This is a genomic window from Micromonospora sp. WMMD708, assembly GCF_049315245.1.
GTDB classification, from domain to species: Bacteria; Actinomycetota; Actinomycetes; order Mycobacteriales; family Micromonosporaceae; genus Micromonospora; species Micromonospora wenchangensis.
Genome location: NZ_CP186060.1, coordinates 5,270,139 through 5,294,450, shown reverse-complemented (window position 1 = coordinate 5,294,450; position 24,312 = coordinate 5,270,139). Strand labels below are relative to the sequence as shown.

At 68.4% G+C, this 24,312-nt stretch carries 9 protein-coding genes; 1 reads left to right on the top strand and 8 read right to left on the bottom strand.

Going from position 1 to position 24,312, the window contains the following annotated elements; all coding sequences use genetic code 11:
• Positions 1–249: 249 nt before the first annotated feature.
• From ACN260_RS23215 to ACN260_RS23195, 5 genes are all read right to left on the bottom strand, one after another.
• Positions 250–861: a hypothetical protein gene (locus ACN260_RS23215; RefSeq protein WP_422753035.1), complete on the bottom strand. Its 612-nt coding sequence runs from the start codon at positions 859–861 to the stop codon at positions 250–252.
• Positions 862–1,039: 178 nt separating this feature from the next.
• The gene (locus ACN260_RS23210; protein ID WP_422753034.1) at positions 1,040–3,175 is read right to left on the bottom strand and encodes a UvrD-helicase domain-containing protein; all 2,136 of its coding nucleotides are present in this window, start codon (positions 3,173–3,175) and stop codon (positions 1,040–1,042) included.
• A complete protein-coding gene (locus ACN260_RS23205; RefSeq protein WP_422753033.1) occupies positions 3,175–9,513 on the bottom strand; it encodes a DEAD/DEAH box helicase in 6,339 nt (2,112 codons plus the stop codon). The genes ACN260_RS23210 and ACN260_RS23205 overlap by 1 nt, the downstream gene beginning before the upstream one ends.
• A complete protein-coding gene (locus ACN260_RS23200) occupies positions 9,510–14,213 on the bottom strand; it encodes an Eco57I restriction-modification methylase domain-containing protein (RefSeq protein ID WP_422753032.1) in 4,704 nt (1,567 codons plus the stop codon). The genes ACN260_RS23205 and ACN260_RS23200 overlap by 4 nt, the downstream gene beginning before the upstream one ends.
• Positions 14,210–17,113, bottom strand: coding sequence for a helicase-related protein (locus ACN260_RS23195; RefSeq protein ID WP_422753031.1), 2,904 nt, complete (start codon positions 17,111–17,113; stop codon positions 14,210–14,212). Before ACN260_RS23195 ends, ACN260_RS23200 begins: the two co-directional genes overlap by 4 nt.
• 136 nt (positions 17,114–17,249) lie before the next feature.
• Here ACN260_RS23195 and ACN260_RS23190 point away from each other — a divergent pair, with 136 nt between their 5' ends.
• Positions 17,250–17,666 carry a very short patch repair endonuclease gene (locus tag ACN260_RS23190; protein ID WP_422753030.1) on the top strand — a complete coding sequence of 139 codons (417 nt, stop codon included), beginning with the start codon at positions 17,250–17,252 and terminating at the stop codon, positions 17,664–17,666.
• On the opposite strand, the gene ACN260_RS23185 is transcribed toward ACN260_RS23190, so the two are convergent.
• The 3 genes from ACN260_RS23185 to ACN260_RS23175 are packed head-to-tail and all read right to left on the bottom strand — an operon-like array spanning position 17,653 to position 24,079.
• Complete coding sequence (locus ACN260_RS23185) at positions 17,653–19,398, bottom strand: hypothetical protein (protein ID WP_422753029.1); 1,746 nt, start codon at positions 19,396–19,398, stop codon at positions 17,653–17,655. The two genes, ACN260_RS23190 and ACN260_RS23185, sit on opposite strands and share 14 nt — an antisense overlap.
• 11 nt (positions 19,399–19,409) lie before the next feature.
• Complete coding sequence (locus ACN260_RS23180; RefSeq protein WP_422753028.1) at positions 19,410–22,475, bottom strand: helicase-related protein; 3,066 nt, start codon at positions 22,473–22,475, stop codon at positions 19,410–19,412.
• Entirely contained in the window at positions 22,472–24,079 is a 1,608-nt protein-coding gene (locus ACN260_RS23175; RefSeq protein WP_422753027.1) for a sigma-70 family RNA polymerase sigma factor, read from the bottom strand. The genes ACN260_RS23180 and ACN260_RS23175 overlap by 4 nt, the downstream gene beginning before the upstream one ends.
• Positions 24,080–24,312 lie beyond the last annotated feature (233 nt).

Here is a 24,312-nt window from a genome sequence, read left to right as displayed (position 1 = left end):
GACGACGCTGTCGGCCGGCCCCACGCGGTCTTCGTCAGCGCAGCGTCTGCCGGCCGGGGGGCTCTGGCTGATCCGGTTCCGCAACGTCTTGCGATGCATACCGAGTTGTCGTACTGACGGATCATCGACTGGCGTCCAGATCCGGCGGTCGGTCTGGGGTGAGGGCGACCTGCAGGTCGCGAGGTGCGATCCATCTGGGAAGCCAACCCGTCGAGCGCTTCGTGACCGTGTGCTTGGTCGACGCTCCTGTCAGCTCAGCAGCGTCCGGGCTCGTTGACTCGGCTTGAGGGTCGTGACTTTGAATGGACAGTTCTTGTCCGTCAGCAGGGCATACGCGTCGATGGCCCGGGTGGCGGCGTCTTGAGCCTGGTCGGCAGGCTTCACGCCGCGTCCACGGTTGCGGAACAGGGCGCCGTAGAAGGCGGAGCTGAACACGCCGCTCTCGTGCCAGCCGATGAGGGAAGAGGTGCCCACATAGGTGACCTCGCCCTGGAGGCAGTCTCGTACCGCCTTCAGCCACGCGCCGGTGCCGGTCTTGCAGCCGTCCGCGATGATGGCGCCGGTCGAGATGCCCTTGCCCCTGCCTGCCGCGACCTCCCCGAGCTGCTCGAAGGACACGGTGAAATCGCCGTCCGTGCTGGTGAACGACGGCGTGACGCTGTGGTCGCCATGGGCCATGACGTGTAGGACGTCGCATGACGAAGTGAACGCGGACAACACGGTGTCGGGATCACGTGACCGAACGAAGTCGATTTCCACGATCGGAGCTTCACAACCGGCGTTGATGTTCTGCAGCGTCGACTGCACGAACGTCATCGCAGCATCGAACGACGAGTCCAGCCCGATGTCGAGCAAGGTCACTCTTCTCGGCCTCATCCACGACCCTTCCTGGTGCTTGCATGGTCGACATGGCCTGGAAAGGGGTATGCATGAACGACCGTTTTGACCGTCACCCACGCCGCTTTACCGACTCGTTTCGGCTGCCTGATTCCCAATCTGGCATCGGGCGCGGCTTCCTTGCCAGGCCTCCTACTCGGCTTCAGCTTCGCTGCACCACTATCAGCTGATCACGTGCCCGGGTCGCCGCGACGTAGGTCAACGACCGGGCCCGAAGCTCCGCGTCCGCGCGCTCGGCAGGGTCCAGCAAGGCGAGGCGTTCCATCTCTGTCGGCGATGGTTTACCTGCGGCCAGCAGGACCTTGGAGAACTCGGTGCCCTTGGCACGGTGCATCGTGAGTACTGGTACCCGGCCTGCCGGTGGGCGGTCACGGTCCACGGCGCGGGCGTCGATGCCGGCGTCGGTGAGAGCGGTGACGACGCGGTCGCGGTGGTACCGGTCGGGGACCAGGACGGCGACGTTCTCGAGCGGATCTCCGGCGTCGAGCCAGGTGCGCACGTGCCGGACGACCGCTGCTGTCTCTTCGGCAAGGGAGTCGACGAGTTCGATGATGGGCATCGGGCCGGTGCGGGCCGATCGGTAGCCGGTGCCTTCCGGCTCGTCCTGCAGGTCGACGTACTGGCCGCCTCCAAGGATCGTCATGGCGTAGTGCAGGTTCTGCGCCGTGGTCCGGTAGTTCAGGGTGAGCCGCTGGGAACGGCCGACGATGGCGACGCCGTACCGCCCGAGCACGACGCGGGTGCCGTAGACGCGCTGGTGGGAGTCCTCGGCGATGAACAGGTCGTCGGCGTGCTCCCCGACGACGGCACGGAGCAGGAGCCAGTGGGTGGGTGAGAGGTCCTGCCCTTCGTCGACGAGCACGTGATCGGCTGGACGCGGGTCGGTGACCGTCAGGTGCGCTGCGGCGACTGCGGCGGCCTCGGCGAAGTCGAGGCCGCCGTCGGCCCGACAGCGGGCCCGGTATGCCTCGACGAGTGCCCAGACGGCTCGGCGTTTGGCCCGGTCCAGCGCGACGCCTCGACCTGGTCGGCGTACCCGTAGATAGCCGACCTCGTCGTGCACCTTGTTGGGTAGGACGACGTGCGCGTACTCCGAGGCGAGGAACGTCTCGTTGGCCAGCTCGTACGGCAGCATGGTGCCGGTCGATTCGACGACCTCCCGCCAACGATTCGGTGCGGTGCGGGCCAGCGGCGTCGAGCGCTCCTCGCCGAGGACCTCTCGCATCGCGGGGGCCAGGCCGCGACCAGCGGTCCGTAGCACTGCGGAGGCGAGCGCGTCCACACCCGTCACGTACACGCCGGGCTGGTCGAGGGCCTTGGCCTGTGGCACACGCGGGTCGAGCTGGCCGAGGCTGTCGCCCAAGGCGTCCGCGAGGTTGGTGGTGAAGGTGGTCAGGATGATCCGGGCGTCGGGGTTGCGGCGGGCGAGTGCGCGGGCCCGATGGACGAGCACGACGGTCTTGCCGGTGCCGGCTCCGCCCGAGAGCCGGAACGGCCCACTGTACGAGCGGTCGACGTAGCGACGCTGCTCGGGGTGCAGGAAGATGCGCCAAGCACCGAAGTCGCCGCCTTCGATGACCCGCCGTAGTTCCTCCTGGTCGTCGATGAACGCGTACTGCAGCGCGGCGGCTGGCCGCTTGAGTGACTGCAACACGTCGGCATCGTCGTCACCGGACGAGGAGGCCTTCTCCAGCTGCATGCGTCGGACGATCGTGTCGATGTCGTCCCCTGCAGCCAGGTCGACCAGGATGGTGCCGATCCAGCCCTCGTACCGCTGTGCGAGGTCGAGGATGCCGTCCTCGTCGGAGGCGGCCGCGGCCTGGATGACGACGTCTTCGGGGAGCCCGAGCTGCTCGACGAGTTCGCTGTGTTCGTGACCGAGCCGGGCGAACAGCGGCTTCGTGGGCCTCGTCGTGGTCTCGTCGGGAGGCGAAGTTGGGGTTGGGGACGGCTCGATCTCTTCGATCTGGGGTAGGCCGTTGATCGGGTTGACCCTCAGCCGTACGCGTCGAGCGATGGCGATGGCGTCGTCGTGCGGCCAGATGCCGTGGATGACGTAGTGCGTTTCGCCGTCGCCGTCGAGGCGGAACATGACGGCCCGCCAGAAGTCGTCGACCCGCCCGGTGCGAACCCGCGGGTCGACGCTGTGCTGGATGGGTTCGACGTGCAGGCCCGGGGTGGCGTCGTCGACTCCGAGCTTCTGCAGGAAGGTCATCGCCTTTCCACGGACCGAGCCGTCGATCTTGCTGGCGAGCTTTCCCATGATGATGGTCGGCATCAGTGTCCTTCGTCCGTCTCGACGGCAGCGTGGGCCAGGGCAGCGACGACCTCGGCGGGCGTGGGCGCCACCAACCGCCAGCCGTGGCGGGCCAGGTCGGTGCGGTCCTCCGGCGTCATGTGGGGAAAGGCCACGGCGACGCGCAGCGTAGGCCAGCAGATGTCGAGCGGGATGCCGTCCGGGCCCTCCGCTCCGACTGTCGGTGGTGTGACGTCGTGGTTGGCCAGGGAACTGATCAGTTCCTTCTCGTCCTGGGAGAACGCGGCCTCGTACACGTCGGCCCAGGCACCCACCGGCCGCAGCGGCTCGGCCGTGTCCGGACTGCCGGCGATCGGCTCGACGAGGCTGGTCGTCGTCACGGCGGTCGGCCAGTCTCGTGGACCGAGCGCGTTCGCGAGCCGCAACCAGGCACGCCACGATTCGGCATGTCTCTCGTCGAGCATCTCGGACCGGTCGTCGAGCACGGCTGCGACCTCGACGCCGGCGGTGTGCCTCATCTCGACGACAGCGGCGAGGGAGCCGCTGCGGTGCAGGTGAACTCGGCGTTCGCCGACGGGCGATTCCTCACCGAGCAGTGCCGCCCGGCCCACCTGGGCGAGGGTGACGTCCGAGGCGACCTGGAGCGGTTGCGCCCCGGCGGACAGGAACATCGGTACTGCGCGTGCGGCGGCCTTCGCCGCAGCCGGGTTCGGATCGAGAACCCAGCCGACCAGCCAGTCGACCATCCCTCGACCCAGAGCCTTGTACGCCTCCGGCGGTGCCTGGAACCCCGGTACGTTCATCAGATTGCCGGCCAGGGTGGCATTCCACCACTGCGGCGCGGTGTGGGTGCCGGTTTCGGCAGCGGCGATGTCGGCGCTGGTGAGGGCGACCACCACCATGCCCAGGTCACGCAGGTGGGCACGTTTGGCGGCATCGTCCGCGAGTCGGTTCACAGTGGCGGTGGCGTGGTAGGCCCGGCCATCGGTGAAGACCGCGACGTCGGGCACGTTCGTGTCGTTGGCCTTGAGCAGGAAGTCCGGCCGCGAGTTGGCGACGTTCACCTGTGGCGTCAGGGTCCAGTGCCGGGGTGTGCCGGGCAGGGTGAACCGGGCGACGTTGCCGACTGGGGAGGGTGTCTCGGTGACCGCCGCGCCGCTACGGCGCAGCCGGCCCAGGAACACGCGGTGGAACGCACGCTCCAGATGGGACTCCGGTTCCTCGTTCGGGGCCACCTTGGTCACCGTCCAGGTCGTGTCCTCGGCTGTGTTCACGTCGGGAGCCAACCCGAGCAGGGTGTGCAGGTGCCGTTCGGCCGAGGCCCGCGAAACCCGGCGGACGACTCCCGGTGGAGGGAACGGTAGCAGGCAGCGATGGCAGGCCAGGCGCTCCTCGAGGCGGCACTCGCAGTCACGCACCCGGTTCCAGGCAAGGACCAGCAGCTTCCTGAAGTCGTCCGGATCGGCGATGCCGGCCAGATACCCGGTACCGCCCGGAACGGTGTCGTGCAGCAGGATCGCGTCGTGGTTGTCGCTTCCGTCCGACAACGTCGGATCGACGACCTGCTCGACCCGGATGTGGTCGGGGTGGCCGCCCATCTGCTCGCGCAGGCCCAGCAGTAGCGCTGCGGACAGACTCGGTACGGCGAAGTCGTCGCCGAGGGTGACCGTATGGGGCAACCGGACCAGCAGACCCTGGGTGCGCAGTGTCCGGGACAGCGCGACGGTGCTGGTAACCTCGCTCACCGACGTCCGGTGCGGGCACCAGGGACGGTGCTCGTGCGGCCGGTTGCGGCCGGTGTCGGTGTCGCGTTTCCCGCAGCCGGAGCAGACCCGGAACAACGTTCCCTGCCGTTCGGCCCCGGCGATGGTACGGGTCGGACCGTGCCCGGCCGGGCCGAGATTGAGCCAGCGGATGTCGACCGAGCGAAGGAGGCTGCAACCCAGTCCGATGCCCTCGGCGAACCATCGGTCCGCCACGTCGTCCGGGTTCACGTCGACGGTGGTCACGATCTGGAACGCGACCCTGCCCCGCTCGTCGCGGCGGTCGGAGATGGCCACCTCGTCACGCCGCAGTTCGGCGGAGACGCGGGTGAGTTCGACTACGTCGAGGCGTTGACCGGTGTCGTGGATTCCCCGGCTGCCGCAGCGCGGGCAGGTGACCGGGACGATTTCCCTCCCGGTCAGAGCCAGATCCGCGGCGTACCCACAGTCCGGGCAGAACGCCCAGGTGCGGACCGACGCTCCGTCCAGGCCGAGATCGACAGCGTCGATCTCGATCTCCCAACCACGGGCGTAGAAGGTGGCTCCGGGCGCGAACTCCCGAAGTGCGTGTGCCGAACCCCGCTGGAACTGGGCACTGTCGTAGCGGTACTTGGCGTCGTCCGGGTCGATCCACGACAGACCGACGTCCAGGGTGACGGTGTCGTCGAGCAGTGTGTAGTTGGGCAGTAGCCCGTACTCCTCCAGGACACCGATCCAGTAGCTGCTACGCAGATGAGCCAGCTGACCACTGGTCATCTGCCGGGTCGCCTGTGCGGACCGTAGCGCCTGCCGGTCGTCCTCGGTCACCGCAGGTGACTGCGCCCGCGCCTCGAGTTCCGGAAGCAGTTCGGTGATCTTCGCTCGGCGCTGCTCGAGCACCGCGACCGTCTGCTGCCAGCGCCCGCTCGCCTCCTGCAGGTGCCGGGCGAATCCGCTGCTGCGCGGGCCGGCCTTCGGCACCAGCCAGTCTCGCAGCCCGTCCACCACCTCGCCGGGTAGGTCGGCCAGCGTCGCGACGAATCGGGCCAGATCCTGCTCCCACGACTGCTCGGCCCGCAGGACCAGGTCACCGAGGAAGGTGCCCGGCGCGCAGGACCCGATGGCCCCGGCCGCCCTGCTCGGATGCCGGCGACCCTGCTCCCGAGCCGACGCGTCGATCAGGTAGGCCGTGTACTGACGACGCAGGATCTCCTCGGCGGCCAGGTAGGTCGCTGGTGGCCGCACCTCGCCGTCGATCACCGACAACGGGTCGCCGAGCTTCGGCAGGTGCTCACCGCGACCGGTGACGAACGACAGGTCGAAAGCGTTTCCGGTGAGACGCCCAGCCCGCCCGACCCGCTGCAGATAGGAAGCCACCGTACGAGGCAGCGAGGCGAGGAACACCGCCGACAGGTCGCCGATGTCGATGCCCATCTCCAGGGTGGGCGTCGCAACCAGCACGTTCGGCGCCTGCGGGCTGGTCGCCGCACCACGGAAACCGTCCTCGTACGCCAGACGCGTCGCGTCGTCGAGCAAGCTGGTATGCTCCCGGGCGACGACCCGCCGCATGTCCGGCGAGGCGTAGAGGCGGCGGTAGAAATTGTCGGCCGGCAGCGGCTGAGGCTGCAGGCGTCCACGGCACCGTACGTTCAGGCAAGGTGCCCCGGACAGCTGGACGACGGTGGCGACGCCGCCGGGCATGCTGCCCCGGCAGGTGTCGCAGACCAGAAGGTGCCGCCCGGAGGTCAGGTCGGCCTCGTCCGCCGGGGCCACCACCACGCCGGAGGCGGGCAAGGCGTAGACGGTGGCCCCGGACTGGCTGGTCGTCGTGGTCAGCACACCGTCACGGGCGAGCCGCTCGAACAGCATCCGGGCGAGCCGGCCACCGTCGAGGGGCGAGACGTCGAGTACCCGCGACGTCCAGCGGGCGTACCAGGACTGAGAGGCGGTCACCGGGTCCAGGTGGGAGTAGTTGGTCGGCCCCGGCGAGCCACCCACCTTCGGGTACGCTGGTCGCGGCCGGTCGCGGGGAAACGCCGGCATGCCGTCTCCGCGGGGCCGGCCACCCCAGATCGACCAGTCGCGGCCGTCCTCGGCGCGGTAACGGTCGAACCACGGATGCTCGATCGCGCCCTGTACCCGCATCCGGTCCAGCACACCGCGCACCCACTGCACCAGGACGTCGTCACCGACACCGGCCGACCCCAGACGCTCCTGCCAGGCGGTGCCGTCGAGAGCGGCCCGAGCCAGGCCGGCGATACGGCCTGGAAGACCCGCCTCGACCTCGACCGCCACCGACCCGGTCAGCTCCAGCGTCCGGCCGATACGGGAGTTCAGCCCGAACTCCAGAGCGGCGTCCAGAGCCAGCCGTTTGCGTACCCGCGAGTGCACCGACGTCTTGACGGCCCGCTGACGCGGCGCCTGCCAGAACGGCGTGAACGACTCCCGGTCGGCGCAGTCCGGTGCCAGGACCCGGTAGCGCCGGACCGGATCGTCACCCGCCTTCGTCAGCACCTCCTCCACCAACCGGTCGAGCGTCAGCGCCCCCTCCGCGACAGCCTCGTGCAGCACCGAACGCATGGTCAGCGTGTGCGACCGGGCCTGCACGAAGCCGGCCCGGTGCGCCGCGTCCTGCACCGAGTCGGTGAAGACCAGCGCCTTCTTCTCCTCGGAGGCCAGCTTCGGCGCACCGAAGAGGGTGGACAGCGACACCGACAGCAGGGTGGCGATGGCGCTGCCCAGGAACCGGATGCCGTCCTCCTGCCCGCACGACGGGCACGTGTCCTTGCGGCTGAGCTCGTCGGCGGCGTCCCCGACGTTCGTCAGCACTGGCAGGACCCACCCGTCACGCAGATCCGGATCGTCCACGTCGACCGTGCCCAGCAACTCCCGGCTGCGCACCGCGAACCACATCAGCCCCTCGACCGGCGACTCGTCGTCGGACCGGACGGCGGCCTCGGCCGGCGCGTACAGCAGGGGCCGGAACCGGCCCTCCCGGGCGGCATGCTGCCGACGGATGCCCTCGTCGTCCGGGCCCAGGCTGTCGCCCACCGGGGCGAGCCCGACCCCCCAACCGGACCGCCCACAGTGCCGGCAGAAGATCGCCGGGAACGACGGGCGAGCCTCCTCGGCCTCGTCGCCCGCGACCACCGGCCCGTCGTCACTCCACCGGAACCGCGCCGTGGCGGCCGCAGCCCGATCGATGCGGGTCAGCTCCCGCACCCACAGGTGCACGTCGACCGAAAGCGCACCGCCACCGACGACCTTACGTACGTGCCCGAGCATCGCCAGGACCTGCGACAACGACGCCTCGGCCTGCTCCGGCTCGGCCTGCGGACCGAACACCTGCAGGGCGAGGTCGCTGAGTGCGACGGCCTGACCAGCCGACCGCGCCAGCTCGATCACGAGCGGATGCGCCCGGCACAGCGCCGACAACGACTCCGGCGCCGCACCGGCAAGCTCGTCGCTGGTCACCCCGTACAGCAGCCCGAGTACGGCGTACGCGGTCTCCGCGCCGGAGGCGTCCAGGCTCACGTCCGGCAACGGCCGGATCCCGGCGGCGTGCAACTCGTCGAGGCTCTTCGGTGTGAACCCGGCCGTGGCAACCGCCTCGGCCGCGCCGTCGGCCCAGTCCGTCAGGCCCAGCCGCGTCTCGGTGATCACCGACGTGGAGTCGAAGCGTTCCCCGAAGACGGTGTGGGCGAACTCCCGCATCACCGACGGGTCGCCCTTGTCACCGAGCGTCGCGGAGGTCGCGACCGGCGTCATCAGGCCCAACGGCCGGGACCGGGCGGCGTCGTCGACGAGTGGATCGTCGTCACGCCAGTGGCTCTTCAGCGCCAGCCCCAACCGACGCAGCAGCATCGCCACGTCGGTACCCTGCGCCCCGTCGTAGGTGTGGAACTCGTCCAACACCAGGTAGCGAAGGCTCGTCGCCGACTGCCGCCACAGCTCCTGGTCCTCGGAACGCAGCAGCAACTGGTCGAGCATCTTGTAGTTGGTCAGCAGCAGGTCCGGTGCGGTATCCCGGATCGCCCCCCGGTCCGTGATCAGCCCGTCCGGGGTGACCGTGGTGCGGGTGGCGCCCTCCTGCCCGGTGTAGAGCGCAGCCGTCACGCCGGCCAGCGCCGAGTGCGTGGTGAGCAGACGGGTCAGTCGCGCCGCCTGGTCGTTGGCGAGCGCGTTCATCGGGTACAGGATCAGCGCCTTCGTGCCGGTCACCCCGTCGCGACGGGCCCGGATCACGTGGTCGAGGATCGGATGCAGGAACGCCTCGGTCTTGCCCGAACCCGTACCGGTGGTGACCAACGTCGGCAGCGGTCGACGCGGCTCGCCGCCGACCGCCGACGCCAGCCGGGCGAACGCCGCTGCCTGGTGGCCGTAGGGCGGGAAACCCTCGTACCACTCCAGACTATTCCGCCACCCCTCCTCGGCGGGCCGGAACGGCAGCCGCAGTCGCACGTAGGGGCCCTTGAACATGCCCGTGTCCGGGTCGGAGAGGAACCGGTCCAGACCGTCGCGTGCGTCGCCGTCGGTCAGCCCGAACGTCGTCGTCAGGTAGTCGACCAGACCTTGCCGAATTCGGGCCGCCTGGAAGGTGGGCAGCAGTTCGGTCACGAACGCTCCCGCAGCCGCTGTTCGAAGACGGCGTACGCCTGCCGCATGTCCGCCTCCCGATCGAGGGTGACGAAGGGCAGTTCATAGGTGTAGGTGTAGCCGGCCTGGTTGGTCGCGGTCCGCTCCTCTGCGGTGATCCGGTCGCCCTTCCTGCGCCACACGGTGAGCACCGAATTAGGCACGAGCCGCCCGTTGACGTCGTAGAAGTAGACGTTGCGGTCGTAGCCGCGCAACACCGCGAACTGGGTCCGATAGATCGAGCACAGCTCGTCGGCGGTCAGCCCGAGCATCAACGCGACCAACGCATCGATCTCGACTATTGCCTGACGCCGGTCTGCGGCGATCCGCAAGGGCGTTTCGACGGTCCACTCCGGGCCGACCTGCTCCAGCGGCTTCCGCCGTCGATGCGCGAACCCGCCTGCCCAGGAGTCCTCGGCGAATTCTTCCTCATAACCGTCTAGCCACAGGTCCACATAAGCGTTTGTCACACAGTTAAGCCTCAGTGCGCGCAGGATCAGTGAATCACGGAATCGAGTGTCAGTGTCGATCCATGGCAACCTTGTAATGCCGGGACCGCGGATGTCGCCCTTCGGGGCAGTGCGCGTCATGAAGTCGCTAATCAAGGAGCCGAGAATGGCCTGGATCAAGACTGCATTGCCAGCCGACCCGTTTGGATCTCCAGCAGCGAAGACTCCGTCAACGTGAGCGGCTCCAGGCGGGATGATGGCCGGGATTAGGGTGCGTTCGCCCTGGTTTGCAGCCATGCGGCGCCAGGCGATTCGGTAGTGGTCGCGGGCGGGGTCTGGATGGTCCTCGTCACCCCAGTCGGTGTAAGCGCAGTCGTATTCGTACCGGTCGCCGATGGGCTGGTAGGCGGTGGCCGGGATCGCGTCGGCCGGCAACTCCTCGAAGTCCGTCACCGACCAGTCCTGATTGTTGCGCATGGTCTTGTTCGGAGTCTTGTAGAGCGGCGTCGCCACGAACAGGTGCGGCCCTTGCAGAATCACGTCGTTCCAGGACGCCGGCACCGCCCACTCCGACTCGAAATAGCCCTTGCGTCGATCGGTTGTCTCGTTCCATCCCTGCGAGAATCGGAGCCCGAGTTCGTGCATGCGGCGTGCATGCGACAGCTTCTCCAGTACCACTGCCGTAGACCGGTTCACCGCGTACACCATCCGGGTCTGCTGGACTGGCACTTCTTCGGTTTCCATGGTGGCGTGCCAGGCGCGTAGCGTCTCGTCGGTGACGCGGGTGATCCGCGATCCGTGCGGGCGTAAGTCCCATTTTCCATCGTCGTCCTTTAGCCCTGGCTCAGGCCCGGAACCGTCGTGGACGAGTGATCGCAGCGCAGTGTCGGGGTGGTAGAGCCAACTCGCCTGGGTGAACCCCGGCGTTTCCTGCCGAGATCCGTGCACCGTGATGCCGTAGTGCTTGTGGTCTTCGATTTCAAAGAGCCTGAGTTCGTTGACGAAGTGCCAGTGGCGGCGTAGGCGGAGATACAGCTCGGAGCGGAGAACGCCCGCCTTCTCGTCCGTGAAGTGCGAGTTCAGGTGGATCATGCCGATCGTGCCGAGCTTCGAGCTGTGCCGCCACATCACCTCCATGAAGCAGCGATAGAGGTCGGGCCGCAGCCCGACGAGATGCGGATACTGCGGCTTTGCGCTGACAGAAGATCCGACGCAGGCCGTGTCCGCGATACCGTCGATGACGAACTCCGTCATGCCAGGCAAGGCAAGCGTGCCGGTGCGCTTCGCGGCGACCTGCGCCTGGGTTGGCCTGAGCGCGAGCTGCCACCACGGGTCCCCCTCGGCGAGTAGTGCTGCGACATCGACATCCGGTCGAACCCATGGGGGGTTACCGACTTGGAGGTCGAAGCCGCCACCGGCGAAGACCGTTGCGAAGTCCAGGTTCCAGTGGAAGAAGCCCTGTCGTTGGGCGATCCGCTCGCAGACCACCAGCCAGGGGTGCTTCTGGAGCACCTCGCCGATGGATTCCGCGCTGGCGAAACCGATCTCCAGAGACTCGGCTTCGTCCAACTCGGCCCAACTCATGCCCGCGCCGAAGCGCAGCTCGACCGGCTTGCGCTTGTGCACGTCCGGGTTGCGACCGAGTAGCGCCTGCAGGCCGGTGATCCATTGTGCGGCCGTGGGCGGCTCGATCACCTTGCCGTTCACGGTGGCGAGCGAGTCGGTGAGGGGCCAGAAGCACAACGCGGTCCAGGCGTCCATCGTTCGTCGTAACCGGCGGTAGGCACCATTCTGGTCGGCGAGCGCCGTCTCGATCTGCTCGCGAGTCACTGCTCCACCGGCCGGCAGCTCACCCGCTCCCCACACCGGGATCGACCGGCGGATCTGCTCCTCGGCGATGGTCAGCCGCCGGTAGGCGATCTGCCACAGGGTTTCGACCCGATGCGTGAGTTCGGTGTACGCGTCGACCTGGGTCTTGGTGGGCTTGTTCCGCGTGCCGGTTCGCCACCTCCTGAGCTTCTTTGCGGCGTCCGGGGCCAAGACGGCGGCCTCTCTCGCGTCGGCGGCCGAGCCCCAGCCGTCGGCGGGCAGCAGGAAGTGGTGGATGCCGTCGGTGGCGACCCGGCCGGCGTCGATGTCCTCGACCAGCGAGGTCAACGGCACCTCCTGCGGCACGGCTCCCAGCCAGGACTTGTCGGCGACCTGGCTGCGGCGGTAGACGGCGCGGCGAGCACCGATCAGCGAGTTGCCTCGACGCAGGTGCAGGCCGAACCACGGCGCGGACAGGCCCTCGACCATGGTGTCCAGCCAGAGCGAGATCTCGGCCAGCTCGACGGCGGTTTCGTTGAGGTCGACGCCGTAGACGTTGTGCAGCGCGAGGTATGCCTTGACCTCCTGCAGGCGCTTCGGGTACTCGTCCGGGTCGATGCGCTGGTCGAGTTCCTTCTGCCGGCGCTTGAGGTACTGATCGGCGAGCTGGCGGACCGCTTCGATGGCGAACGCGCCCGAGCCCAGCGCCGGCTCGCAGATCGTCATGCTCAAGATCTGCTCGGCTGGAGTCTCATCGGTGAGCAGTTCCTCCAGGGCCTGCCCGACGGTGAAGCGGGTCAGCAACTCGGGGGTGTAGTAGGAGGCCGACTGCTGGCGTTCCCGACCGGCGAGGCGGAACACGAACGAACCCTGCTCGTGCACCACCGGGCGGGGCTCGCCGGTCACCGGGTCGATGGTCTTCACGAAGTCGGCGGCGGCGATGCCGTCGGCCCGCTCGACCGGGACGACCCACGATCCCTTCGAGCCGTCGCCATTCTTGGCCACCTCGTACAGGTCGGTGTCGGCAAAGAAGCCGGTGTAGGACATCAGGCCCTCGTAGACCGCGCCGAGCTGGTTGATGCCCAGCTCGGCGTACGAGATGAAGCCTCGGTCCTTGCCGCGCTGCTCCTTGCTGAGCAGCAGGTGGGCCAGCACTTGCTGGACGGCGACGTTGCCCAGGCCGACCTCGTCGATGTGGGCGATGGCTTCGGGGCGGAACAGGTCGGCGCGCAGCGGGTTGAAGGTCAGGCCCGGGATGCTCGTCGCGTCGTCGTCGCCGGCGGCGGCCGATGGATGGCCCTTGTCGACGAGGCGGAACAGGACTCCCAGCGACTCGTAGAGGTGGGTGCCGGTGCGGGCGCGGGGGGTGGCCAGTTCGACCTGCACGAGTTCGCGGAGCCGGTCGAGGCTGTAGCCCCGGTCGTACTCGGGTGCACCGACCGGCAGCACGCCCAGCTCGGGGGAGGCTTCGGCGTAGAGCAGGAACAGGATGCGGTAGAGGAACCGCAGCGATTGCCGGGCCAGCGGTTGGGCCTCGGATTTCGGCAGCGGCGGCAGACCTCGGGCGCGGCGGCGGGTGACGACCTCGTTGGCGACGATCTCGATGGAGAGGCGTACGCCCTCGCGTAGGTCCTGGGAGACGCCGACGGTGTGTTTGATCGACGCCTCCAGCACGCCGTGCCACCACAGCTTGCCGTCGGTGTCGGGGGCGATCGACTCGGCGCACAGGCAGGCCAGCGCCCGGTCGACCTCGCCGCCCTTCTTGGTGTCGTTGCGTTCGCAGACCAGTTGGATGTCGACGGCGAGGTAGCGGCCTTCGGCCCAGCGTTCGCGTTCGGCGAGCAGCGCCCACCGACCGGCCAGCACCAGCGCCAGTTCCGGGGCGTCGTCGGCGACGAAGAGGGCGGACAGCAGTCGGGCGACGCTTTTGACGTCCTCGCCGTCCTCGGTCAGCCGGACCGGTTCGTCGAGCGTCACCGCGTCGCGGGCGAGCAGTTCCTCGACGGTGGTTACGGGCAGAGCCGTGAGGACGACCAGCGGCGCGGGTCCGGTCACGCCGACCGAGGAAACACGGGTGACCGGCCCGGTTTCGACGGTGACGAAGCCGGGCCCGTCTAGCCCGAGGATGGTGCGCATCGTCGTGGCGACGCGGGCGGGTGCGTCGTGGGCCGTCCGGCTGCCAGTTTGCTCGGTGGCGGCGGCCGGGTCGAGCAACTCGGACAGGGAGGCCAGGTCGCTTTCCAACTCCTTGCGGGCGGCGAGGAAGCGGGACCGTGGTGTCGGGCGTTTCTCCGCGCCCTCGGCGTCCCACGCGGTGCGGCGTTCCAGGACCTTGGCGCGGAACGATTCTCTCGTGGCCTCGGTGGTGAAGTAGTGCTCGGAGATCCAGCCTTCGCCGACGAGGATCGCGTCCGACCCGCTCACTCGTTTTCGCCTTCCGTGTCGGGCACGACCACCAGCAGTGGGCGTACCAGTTGTCGGGACGGTGCCATCGATTCGGCCAGCTCGCGTTCCTCGTCGATGCGGGCCCGGCTGGCTTGTACGTCGCTGCGCCGGATCAGGACGTCCGCTCCCTCGTCCCACGCGTCGAGCTTGCGGCGCCAGGTCTCGACCCGTTGCTGGGCGTCGCGGCTGGCCGCCTCGAAGACGTTCTTCTCCAGGTAGGCCGCAGCCTGGTGCACCGCAGGCGCGATCAGAGGTTCGAGACTGTCGATCGAGGGCACGGGGCCGGGGTTGGCTCGCGGTGTGGTCCAGCCCAGCTCCTGCAACGCGGTACGGACCGATTCGTGTGGCGTCACCAGGACGAACGACGGGTCCTTCGGGGCAGGGAACTGCGCGGTCAGCCACGCCGTGGAGACCACCTGTCCCCGCTTGTTCGTCAGCGTGCCGAGCAGCAGCACCGTCGGGGTCTCCACGGCGCCGCGTACGGCGAACACCTCGTTGCGGCCGAGGGCGGCCAGGGCCCGGTCGGCGGCCCAGTCGAGGACCGGGTGCAGGGGGCTCAGGTAGTGCGCGTCGGGCCAGGTCGTACCGCTGCGGTCGCGAAGGGCTGCGGCGAGCCGTTCCCGGCCTCGGGCCATGGTCGTGGCGAGCACCAGGCGTTCGGTGACCTTGCGGTCGGCGAGATAGCTCTGCGGTAGCACGTCGAGGCGTTGCACCAGGTCGGTCGGGGGGACGAGTTCCGCGGTGCCGAACGCCTCTTCGCGGCGCCAGCCGATACCGCCGCGGGTCGGCGGCGCGGTGGGGTCGACGAACGCCTCCCGCAGGGCCTCCTCCAGGTACGAGATCTCGTCGTCGTAGAGGCCCGAGCCGGCGTCACCAGCCTCCATGGTGGAGTCAGGGGCCGCAGTTTCGCCGGTCGTCTGCCCGGCGGACTCGAAGATCTGGGCGAACAGCGCGGCGAGGTCGTTTCCGGCGGCGACTTCGGCGACCGGTCGGATCACGTCGTCGAGCTGCTTGGTGCGGGCGAGCACGGACCGGATCTCGTTCTCCTCGCCCTTGACGTCGTACTGCCCCATCAGCGAGGCGACGTCACCCAGAGCGGTGTGCGCCTCGTTCTCCTTCTCGATCAGCTTGGCGAGCACGCGGACGTCTCCGGCAAACTTCTCGCTGGCAGGGTCGAGCAGTAGGGCGGTGACGCGAGGCGGGTGCTTCTGGCCGTAGCGGTCGATGCGGCCGTTGCGCTGCTCGATGCGGATCAGGCTCCACGGAATGTCGTAGTGGACGAGCTGGTGGCACTGGGCGTGCAGGTTGACTCCCTCGGAGGCGACGTCGCCGGTCACCAGCACGCGTACCGCCGCCTGCTCCTGCTTGAAGCGCTCGACGACGTCCTGCTGCTCGGCGTCGGTGAGGCCGCCGTGCATCAGTTCGACGGCGCTCGCCGGTAGGCCGAGATCCTTCGGAAGGCTGCGGTGCAGCCAGCGCAGCGTCTCCAGACGCTCGGCGAAGACCACTGCCCGGGTGGAGGAGCCGGGGCCGACACCGATCTCCTTCAGGTACGCCACCAGCCGGGTGTACTTGGCCGACGGCTCCCGCATGGTCCGCTCGTTGAGCTGTCGCAGGTGGCGCAGGGCCCGCAGTTCGACCTCCGCTCGCTGGGACGGCACCTTCTCGTCCTTGCCGACCCGGTCGATGCGGCCGTCGATCGTCTCCTGAAGTGCGGCCGGTGAGGACAGGAACGCCTTCGCGAGCGTCCAGGGGAAGAACGCCGCGCGCGGTCCCGAGTACGGGCTGCCGCCCTCGCCGGGCCACAGCCAGGTGTGCTCGAGTTCGTCCGCGACCGCGTTCTCGGCCGGGGTAGCCGGCACGAGGACGTTGTTCGGTTCCTGCCGCTCGGCCCAGTCGGCGCCGACGGCGTTCGCGACCTCGGGGCTGTGTCGGTGGCGACGGACGACGAGCCGGCGAACCTCTTCCCGGTCGAGGACCCCGCTCGGTGGCACGGCGGCCGGATCGAGCAGGCGCACCAGTTCGGCGAAGGACTCCGCTTTGCCGTTGTGCGGGGTGGCCGAAGCCAGGATCAGGGCTTCGGCGTTGCGGGCGAGTAGACGAGCGAGCCGATTGTTGAGGGTCGCGGCGTTCGACAGGTTGTGCGACTCGTCGATGACCACCGCGTCCCACCGCTGTCTACGCAGGCTGGCCACGTACCGGTCGGACTTGAGCGTGTCGATCGAGATGATCGCCCGGCGGTAGTAGGTGAACGGGTTGCGGGTCGCCGGTAGTTTCTGTCGAACCCGCTGGATGCCGGCGGTGTCGAGTCGTACGAACGGCAGGGCGAACCTGGTCCACAGCTCGTGCTGCATCTGTTCGAGCACGTGGCGTGGGGTCACCACGAGGATGCGGTCGCCGCGGCCGCGACGTACCAGCTCGGAGAGGATCATGCCGATCTCGAGGGTCTTGCCGAGGCCGACGGCGTCGGCGAGCAGGATCCGGGGTCGCAGGTTCGCCGGGTCCAACGCCTTGCGTACCGCCGACTGCTGGTAGCTCAACGCGTCCGCCAGCCCTCTTGTCGCCGCCGTCAGCGAGCGTTCGCCGAGGGGCACGGCGGTCTTCCGGAGCGTCGATTCCAGCCAGAGGCGCGCGGTGCGGTATCGAGGGCTGGCGTCGGCCACCACCCGGGCCCGAGCGGGGTCCGACACGACCACCCGGTCCAGCCGGGTGTAGAACGAGGCGGTGGTGTCGCGGACGAGTTCACCGAGCCCCTGGACGTGGACCAGGGTGCCGTCGGCTGTCTCCTCGGCCGCGCGGACGAGCCATTCCTCGTCGCGGACCACCACGACCGATCCTGGTGCGAACGAACCGTGAACGTCAGGCTTGGTTGCCGGCACAGGCGCATGCTCCGTCTTCGAAACCGTACGAAAACGACACCGAACAAGTCTCGGGTCGTTACCCGGCGAAAGCCTAACCGTGCACGATCATTCACGATTCCGCAGAGAGGCCGAGAGTATGGTCCGAAAGTCGACTGTGCCGACACCGCTCGACGCCGCCACGTCGGTCCGCATGCGCCGCCAGCCCCGCACGTCCACCAAGCCCGAACTGGCACTCCGCCGTGAGCTGCACCGGCGGGGGCTGAGGTTCAGGGTCAACCACCCGGACCTGCCCGGGCGGCCTGACGTGGCCTTCAGCCGCGCCAAGCTCGCCGTCTTCGTCGACGGTTGCTTCTGGCACCGCTGTCCGCAGCACGGAACCGTTCCCCGCAACAACCGCGAGTGGTGGCAGGCCAAGCTCGACCGCAACGTCGCCCGCGACCGAGCCAAGGACGTCGCTCTCGCCGAGTTGGGCTGGGTCGTGCTGCACGTGTGGGAGCACGAAGCCATCGGCGCCGCCGCCGACCTGGTCCAGGCCGAGTGGCGACGCCGGGTGACGACTATCGGGCAGTGACCGAGGTACGCAGGAAGCCGCCCTTTCCGAACAGCACGCCACGGTCGAGGAACCGGTTGAAGAACCGGCACGACGGCTCACCGAGGTGGACGCAGGCAGTGCAGGCGCCGCTGCCGATGCTGCAGCCCGGGTCCAGGGGGCACCGGTGCTCGGCGTCGACGAAGGCGGTCAGCAGGGCGTCGAGGTTGGACTCGAAGACCGCCTGCATTCCGCCGAGCACGAAGTCACCACGGGCTGCGGCGTACACGACGAAGCCGAGGTGCTCGGGCACCAGGTACTCGCTGAGCGCGTCGCGTTCGATGCCCGCGAATACCGCCGTCTGCCGGATGAACCTGTGCGCGTAGGTGTGGATCAACTTGAGCACGTCGGAGCCGACCGACTCCACGGTGGGATCGTCTCGCTTGGTGGGGACGACCGCCGACTCCAGGATCGCCACGCGCGCCGCGAGGGCGTCGGTCGACTCGGAGGTCCAGCCGGGAAGGCGGTGACCTCGGCCGGACAACCATGTCGCCACGCGTACCGGGTCGAGGCGGATCAGGAAGGCCTCGGTTTCCGCCAGGTTGCCGTAGAGCCGGTAGCCGCTGCGCTTGCGCCGGAACGGCACCAGTCGGCACTTCGACGGATCGTCCTCGCCACGGGTGTAGCCGTACATGGCGTTGAGTACCGGGAACTTGTCGACCAGGTCGAGGCCGTCGATGCCGGCCCGCTGTAGCGCGGGCGGATAGTCCTCCCGGTAGCGCCTTTCGAGCGGATCGTCGGACTCGGGTGCGTGGAGGGCCGTCGTCGGCATCCGACTTTCCGCCAGGGCCATCGCGATGTCGACGGCGGCCCGCTCGGCCACTTCGCGACGTTGCGGCGACAACCGGTCGACAGGGTGGTCGCCGGCCTTGGCCAACTGGCCCCCCGCCTCGGCCAGGTTCGCCATCTGCTCCGCGATGTCCGGAGCCATGCCACTGGAGATCAACTGTCCGACGAGTTCCTCGCGGGTCTGCTTCGCGGTCACGTCGGCGGGTCGAACTGCGGTCAGGCCATCGACCACCCAGACGAGAGCCTTGCGGGGGCCGCCCGCGAGCTTCAGGTTCTCGCGGTGCTCCGGACGCGGCGGATTGATCAGCACCATGCCGCGGGGCACGTAGACCATCCGGGCCTTGTGGACGTTCCACCGCACGGTGCCGTCACCGCACGCGCACTTGCGCCCGTATCCGAGCCCTTGCATGGTCTCCGTTCGGCAGGTCGGGCAGACGAAGCGGATGTCCGTCGCCTTGGCGCTCTTCGGGATGACCACCTGCACGTCGTCGTGTTGAGGGCAACGTCTGATCCAGGGCTCCGTGACGGCTCCGCACTCGTGCACGCCGACGAAGTGCAGCTGCCCCCACGCTCGTTTGCCGCACCTGCAGCGGGCTTCCTCGGACTTTCCGATGCGCTTGCAGGCCCGACACAACCAGACTCGCGGGTACCGCTCCACCGTGACGCCACGGCGCTCGTCGAGTTCGACCACCTCCACTGGCACCTTGCGCAGCAAGTCGGCGGCCATGCCGCTGTCCTTGTCGTGGGCGCTCCAGGCGCCGATCTCGTTCAGCAGGCTCCAGCGAACCCGCTCGGAGTCGACCTCGATCGGACTCGGCGCCGACCACTCGTCGACCCGGTAGATGTCACCGCGCAAGTCGACCGTCTGAGCCGGCAGGAAGGTCCGCAGGATCTGGCTGCCACTGCGGGATCCCAGGATCGTCATCTCGTCCGCCTTCAGTCGTGGATCGGGGCCTGGGCTTCGACGTCGCGCAGGCTCGTCATCGGAGACGGGCTGCCGATCTGGCCGATGAACCTGGCCTTGCTGGCAGGGTCCTCAAGGTCGGCGAACCACTCCTGAACCCATTCGACGATCTGCTGCTGGTGCAGGGAATCCTCCGGCCCGTCGAACCCGAGGACCGCTGCGACCGACGCCGCTTCGTCGGCCGGAGTGAGCCCGGCGTCGCGAGCGTACTGTCGGAGCTTCACCGGAGTGCTCAGCCGCTGCTTGCTGGCCGGCTCCACGAGCATCAGTATCCGCGCCGCCACCACACCGGGCATCGTGAGGGCCAGCACCCGCCTGCTGCGACGGGTGATCGGAATGGCGTCGACGAACCGGTCGCCCTGGCTCACGTACTTGTCGAAGTGGCGGAACGTCTGGGCGTCACGCTCACGACCGATCTTGTGAAGGACGTACACCAGACCCGGGTACCGACGACCGACGCGGGCCGTGGTCTGGATGAACTCGGCCGTGGTCAGCGGAAGACCCAGCATGACCATCGTGTTGAGCCGGTCGACGTCGACACCGTGGGACAGCATCGAGCTGGCGGCGATCACGTGGATGCGGTCCTCGAACGCGTCCTCCGGCTTCTCCAACCGCTCCAGGATGTTGCGGACCTCGTCGAAGTCGGTCTGACCGGTCAGCTGCTCGACGTTGATGCCGTCGACGGTGTTGTTGCTGCCGAGGCTCCGGCCGGCGGCCTCCACGTCGTAGAGAGTCGACCCGTAGACGACGTCGGTGCCGTAGATGCTCAGCAGCTTCTCCGCGTGCCCCGGATCGATCCCGGCTTCCGCACACACGGTCTTCGGGTCGTTCAGCAGCTCCCGGACGCATCGCTGCAGGGCGTCCAAGGTCCGGTCGCTGACGTGCTCCAGCGTGACGCCACGCGGTGCCACGGCGACGAAGCGCCGTAGTTCGGCGGTGACCGGCGCGGTCCAGAAGGACTCGCCTGCTCGGGGCCCCGGCTGCGGGAAGACTCGCCCCTTGCGCCGATACAGGATCCTGACCTGGTGGTCGTACCCGGTCAGGGTCGCACTACTAGCGACGATCTTGGCGCGGGTGCCGCACAGCTTGTCCTGCAGATGGTCCAACAGGCTCTCGTAGTGCGAGTCGACCGCGCCCAGGCTGTCGCGTAGCAGGTGCAGCTCGTCCTGCAGGCGAAGCGACGGACCGAACCTCTCCGCGGCCATTGGCAGCGCCTTGAGGGTGCCTTGGCAGTCGGGAACGAGGCAGCCGTTGGGGGACTTCGACCGGGTCGAGTAGGTGAACCCGTGCCATTCCTCGGAGCAGAGCTTCTGCGGCGGACCGATGAGCCCTCGCATGGCCTGCTGCAGGCCGATCGACGCCGCCTTGTCGAGTGTGCCGACGACCACCGTCGGCAGGAAGCGGAACACCTCCTGGTCGACGACGTAGACCGGTAGCGGGCCCCGCTGCCAGGGGCACGCCTGGTTGGTGCAGTGGTGCTCCAGCTTCCATCGCTTACGGTCGAACTTCATGCTCAGGCGTTCGTCCCGGCAGAACGGGCAGTGCAGCAGCACCCGGTACTTCTCCGGCATTCCCGGGCTGTCCGGTCCGATCTCGTCGTTCTCCGGCTTGGGAACGATCTTGTTCGGGGTGCCGGCCTGACCGACGAGGAAGCCGAGACTGAACGGAGCGCTACGCCGGAGATCATCCTGTTGCCGGCGGACCAGTTCCGCCCCAGCGAGCGCATCGGCGAAACGCTGGGTCTGCTGCAGGCTCAGCAGGCGTAGCGGGAAGCGCGACCACGCGGTCACACCCGTACGCTTCCCGGTCAACCGGTCGAAGAACGCCGTGGTCAGCAGGAGACCCAGATACGTCTCGGTCTTGCCACCGCCGGTCGCGAACCACACGGTGTCGACGTGATCGGCCTCCTCAGCCGGCTCGGCGAGGAACCGGATGGCGGAGAGCAGGAATCCCACCTGGAACGCGCGCCACGTACGGTAACCACGCCCCTTGGCGCTCAGCCCGATCGCCTCGTTCATGAGCTGGAACGAGCGTCGGATCTCCGGGCGCGTCCGGACCAGCTCCAGGCCGGCACGCAGCCGGGCGAGCTCGTCGAACACGTCGGCAGCCGACCGGTCCGCTTCGGCGCGCATCGCATCCGTCCAGCCATCGGCCAGATGGCGTTCGTCCAAGGCGACCGTGGACCAGTGCGTTCGGTCGTACTCGTCGAGTGCGTCCACCAGGTCGGTGAGGACCGGGATCGGATCGGCGGCGAGGCGAGCAAAGGAAAGATCGGGCTGGGGACGAGGGCTGTTCCAGTACTCCGGCCGGAAGGTCTGCACACCGACCGTGTCAGTGGTACGGAACACCCCGGGAGCCACCACCTCGACGCCCACGTTGATGCCGTATGCCGGCACCCGCCGGTCGTAGCGGAAGCTGTCCGGCAGGGCCTCCAGCTCGAACGGCACCGTGCCGAGCCCCGCCACCTCCAACTGCGTCTCGTAGATATGGGAATCGGTCAGCCCCGGGGCCTTCTGCGGGCTGGTGTTCACCAGCTGCACCACCAGTTCGGGCCTGCGGTGCCAGTCCTCTACCTCGACGCGTACCTCTGCGCACAATCCGGGTGCACCGACCGCTGCGAAAGCACCCTCCAACTGCTTGGCACCGAAGGTCCCCCCGGCCGCGTCGACGACGAGCGGGACCTTCTCCTCGACCAGACCGCTCCTCCACCACCGGCGCTCGGGATCGGGACCGTCCTTGGGATCCTTCACCCACGCCCGAGCCCGTACCGTCACCGTCGCCGACCACGGTGCCGGCCCCTCCGGACGGAACCGGACACCGATCGCGCACGGGTCCAGGCGCTCCGACCGGTCGTCGCCCACACCCTTGCGAACCTCGTCCTCGCAGGCCAATCGGCCGAGCCAGAACGTTCCGGAGGGCGCTACCTCCAACCGTTCCAGACCGTCACCCCGGCCAGCCGCCACCACCCGACCATCCAGCCAAGTGACGAATCGGTCGCACGCCTCCGCCAGCGGCTGACCCTTGCCGTAGCTCGTCACGTCTTCTCCTCGTCACCACTCCGGGAAACCACGGCCAGGGGTGCCTCGGTCACGTACACGCGCAGCGCCGCCGCGGCCGGGTGCTCCCGAAGCGTCTTCAACGCCTTCGCCTGAATCTGTCGGATCCGCTCGCGGGTGACACCGTAGTGGGCTCCGATCTCGTCGAGGGTTTCCTGCTCGTAGGTGCCGAGGCCGAACCGTCGTCTAAGCACGCACACGGCTCGCTCCGGCAGCGCCTGCCGCAGGGTGTACTCGACGTCCGCATGGAACATCGCATGGCAGACGATCTCCGCCGGGTCCGTGCGGCCGTCACGCTCCTGCTCGGCGACGAGGAGGTCCGACCGACGTAGGTCGCCCTCGTCACCGAGTAGATCGTCGAGACTGACCTCTGGACGTGAGTGGTCCAACGTCGCCTGCACCTTGCCGGGATCCAGTCCCGTCTCGTCGGCGAGTTCCGACAGTGTGGGTGCCCGATCGAGTCGTGCCGTGAGTGTGCGGACGGCCTTGTCGACCTTCCGCATCTGCTCCATGAAATGGACGGGTATGCGGACCGTGCGGCCGTGGTTGGCGATGCCGCGTTCTATGTGCTGCCTTATCCACCAGGTCGCATAGGTCGAGAACTTGTATCCCTTGGAGCCGTCGAAGAGGTGGGCCGCGTGCATCAGTCCCAGGTTGCCCTCCTGGATCCGGTCGGCGAACTCGAGACCCCTGCCGTCGTACTGCTTGGCTTTCGCGATCGACACCACGAGCCGCAGATTCGCACACACCAGCTCGGCGTGCGCTTCACGGCCTTCCTCGATCCGGTGACGCAAGGCTCGCCGCTCCGCGCGCGACAGTTCGCCCCACCCGACTTCGAGTGTGCGTCGTGCCGACTCGCCCTGCTTCATCAGCGACCACAGTTCCACCTCACGCTCGGCACCGATCAGCCGGTACCGGCCGATGGTCCCCAAATACTGGCGGATCGTGTCCCCGTGCAGTTCGTAGCCCTTCACGGCGGATCTGGCAGGACGCGTGTCGGCGGCAGCGGGCAACTCGACGCCGGCTTCCTCCAGCAGACGCAGCAGTTCGCCGTGTTGTCCTGCGGACAGTGCCCGTCGTGTCGCGACCAAGGCGACCTCGGCGCGCGTCAGCTTCCCCCCGGTGCGAGACCAGTCACCGAGTAGATCCTCGAACGCCACCCCCACCGCCCCGTCGGATGCCGACGAGACTGGCTGCTCGGGAGCATCACCGAACAGCCAGTCCGGGCCGTCGTCAGCCGTCGCCTCGTCCGGCGACTGCCCCGGGGCCGCCCCACTTGCAGTCGAGAACTCGTGCGGTTCACCTCCAGCCACGTGGCTTCCGGCCACCTCCGCGGGTGCGAGGTCGGGCGACATGGAAGGCTGGACCACGGAACCGCTCGACAAAACCGCCTGGTAACCCGACGCTCGCTGCCTGGTCAATACCATCAGCAGGTCATCGACATCTCCGTGAGTCAGGCGATGGCGAGCGACGAACGCCGTGACCAGGGACTGCACCCGGTTCCTGTCGTGGCGATCGACGATCTCTCGCAACTCGTCGACCAGGGCTGGCGGAAAGCTGGTGGAAGACCGTGTGGCCGTAGCCATGAATCCCTCCCCCTCTACGAGGATCCGAGCGTAGAGCCGGAGTGTGACAAAGCAGGCGAATCGAACATGCGTTCTAGCTACGGCGGGGTCTCGACCCTCCGATCGTGACGGTGGCGCCCTGGCATCGGTCGGGATCAGATGCGAGCATTCCTATCAGTCGACCAGCACTCCGGAGCCATCCCTGTCGTGTAGCTGTCCGTGATCCGACCATCCGCCGCCGAACCGGGGTCGAA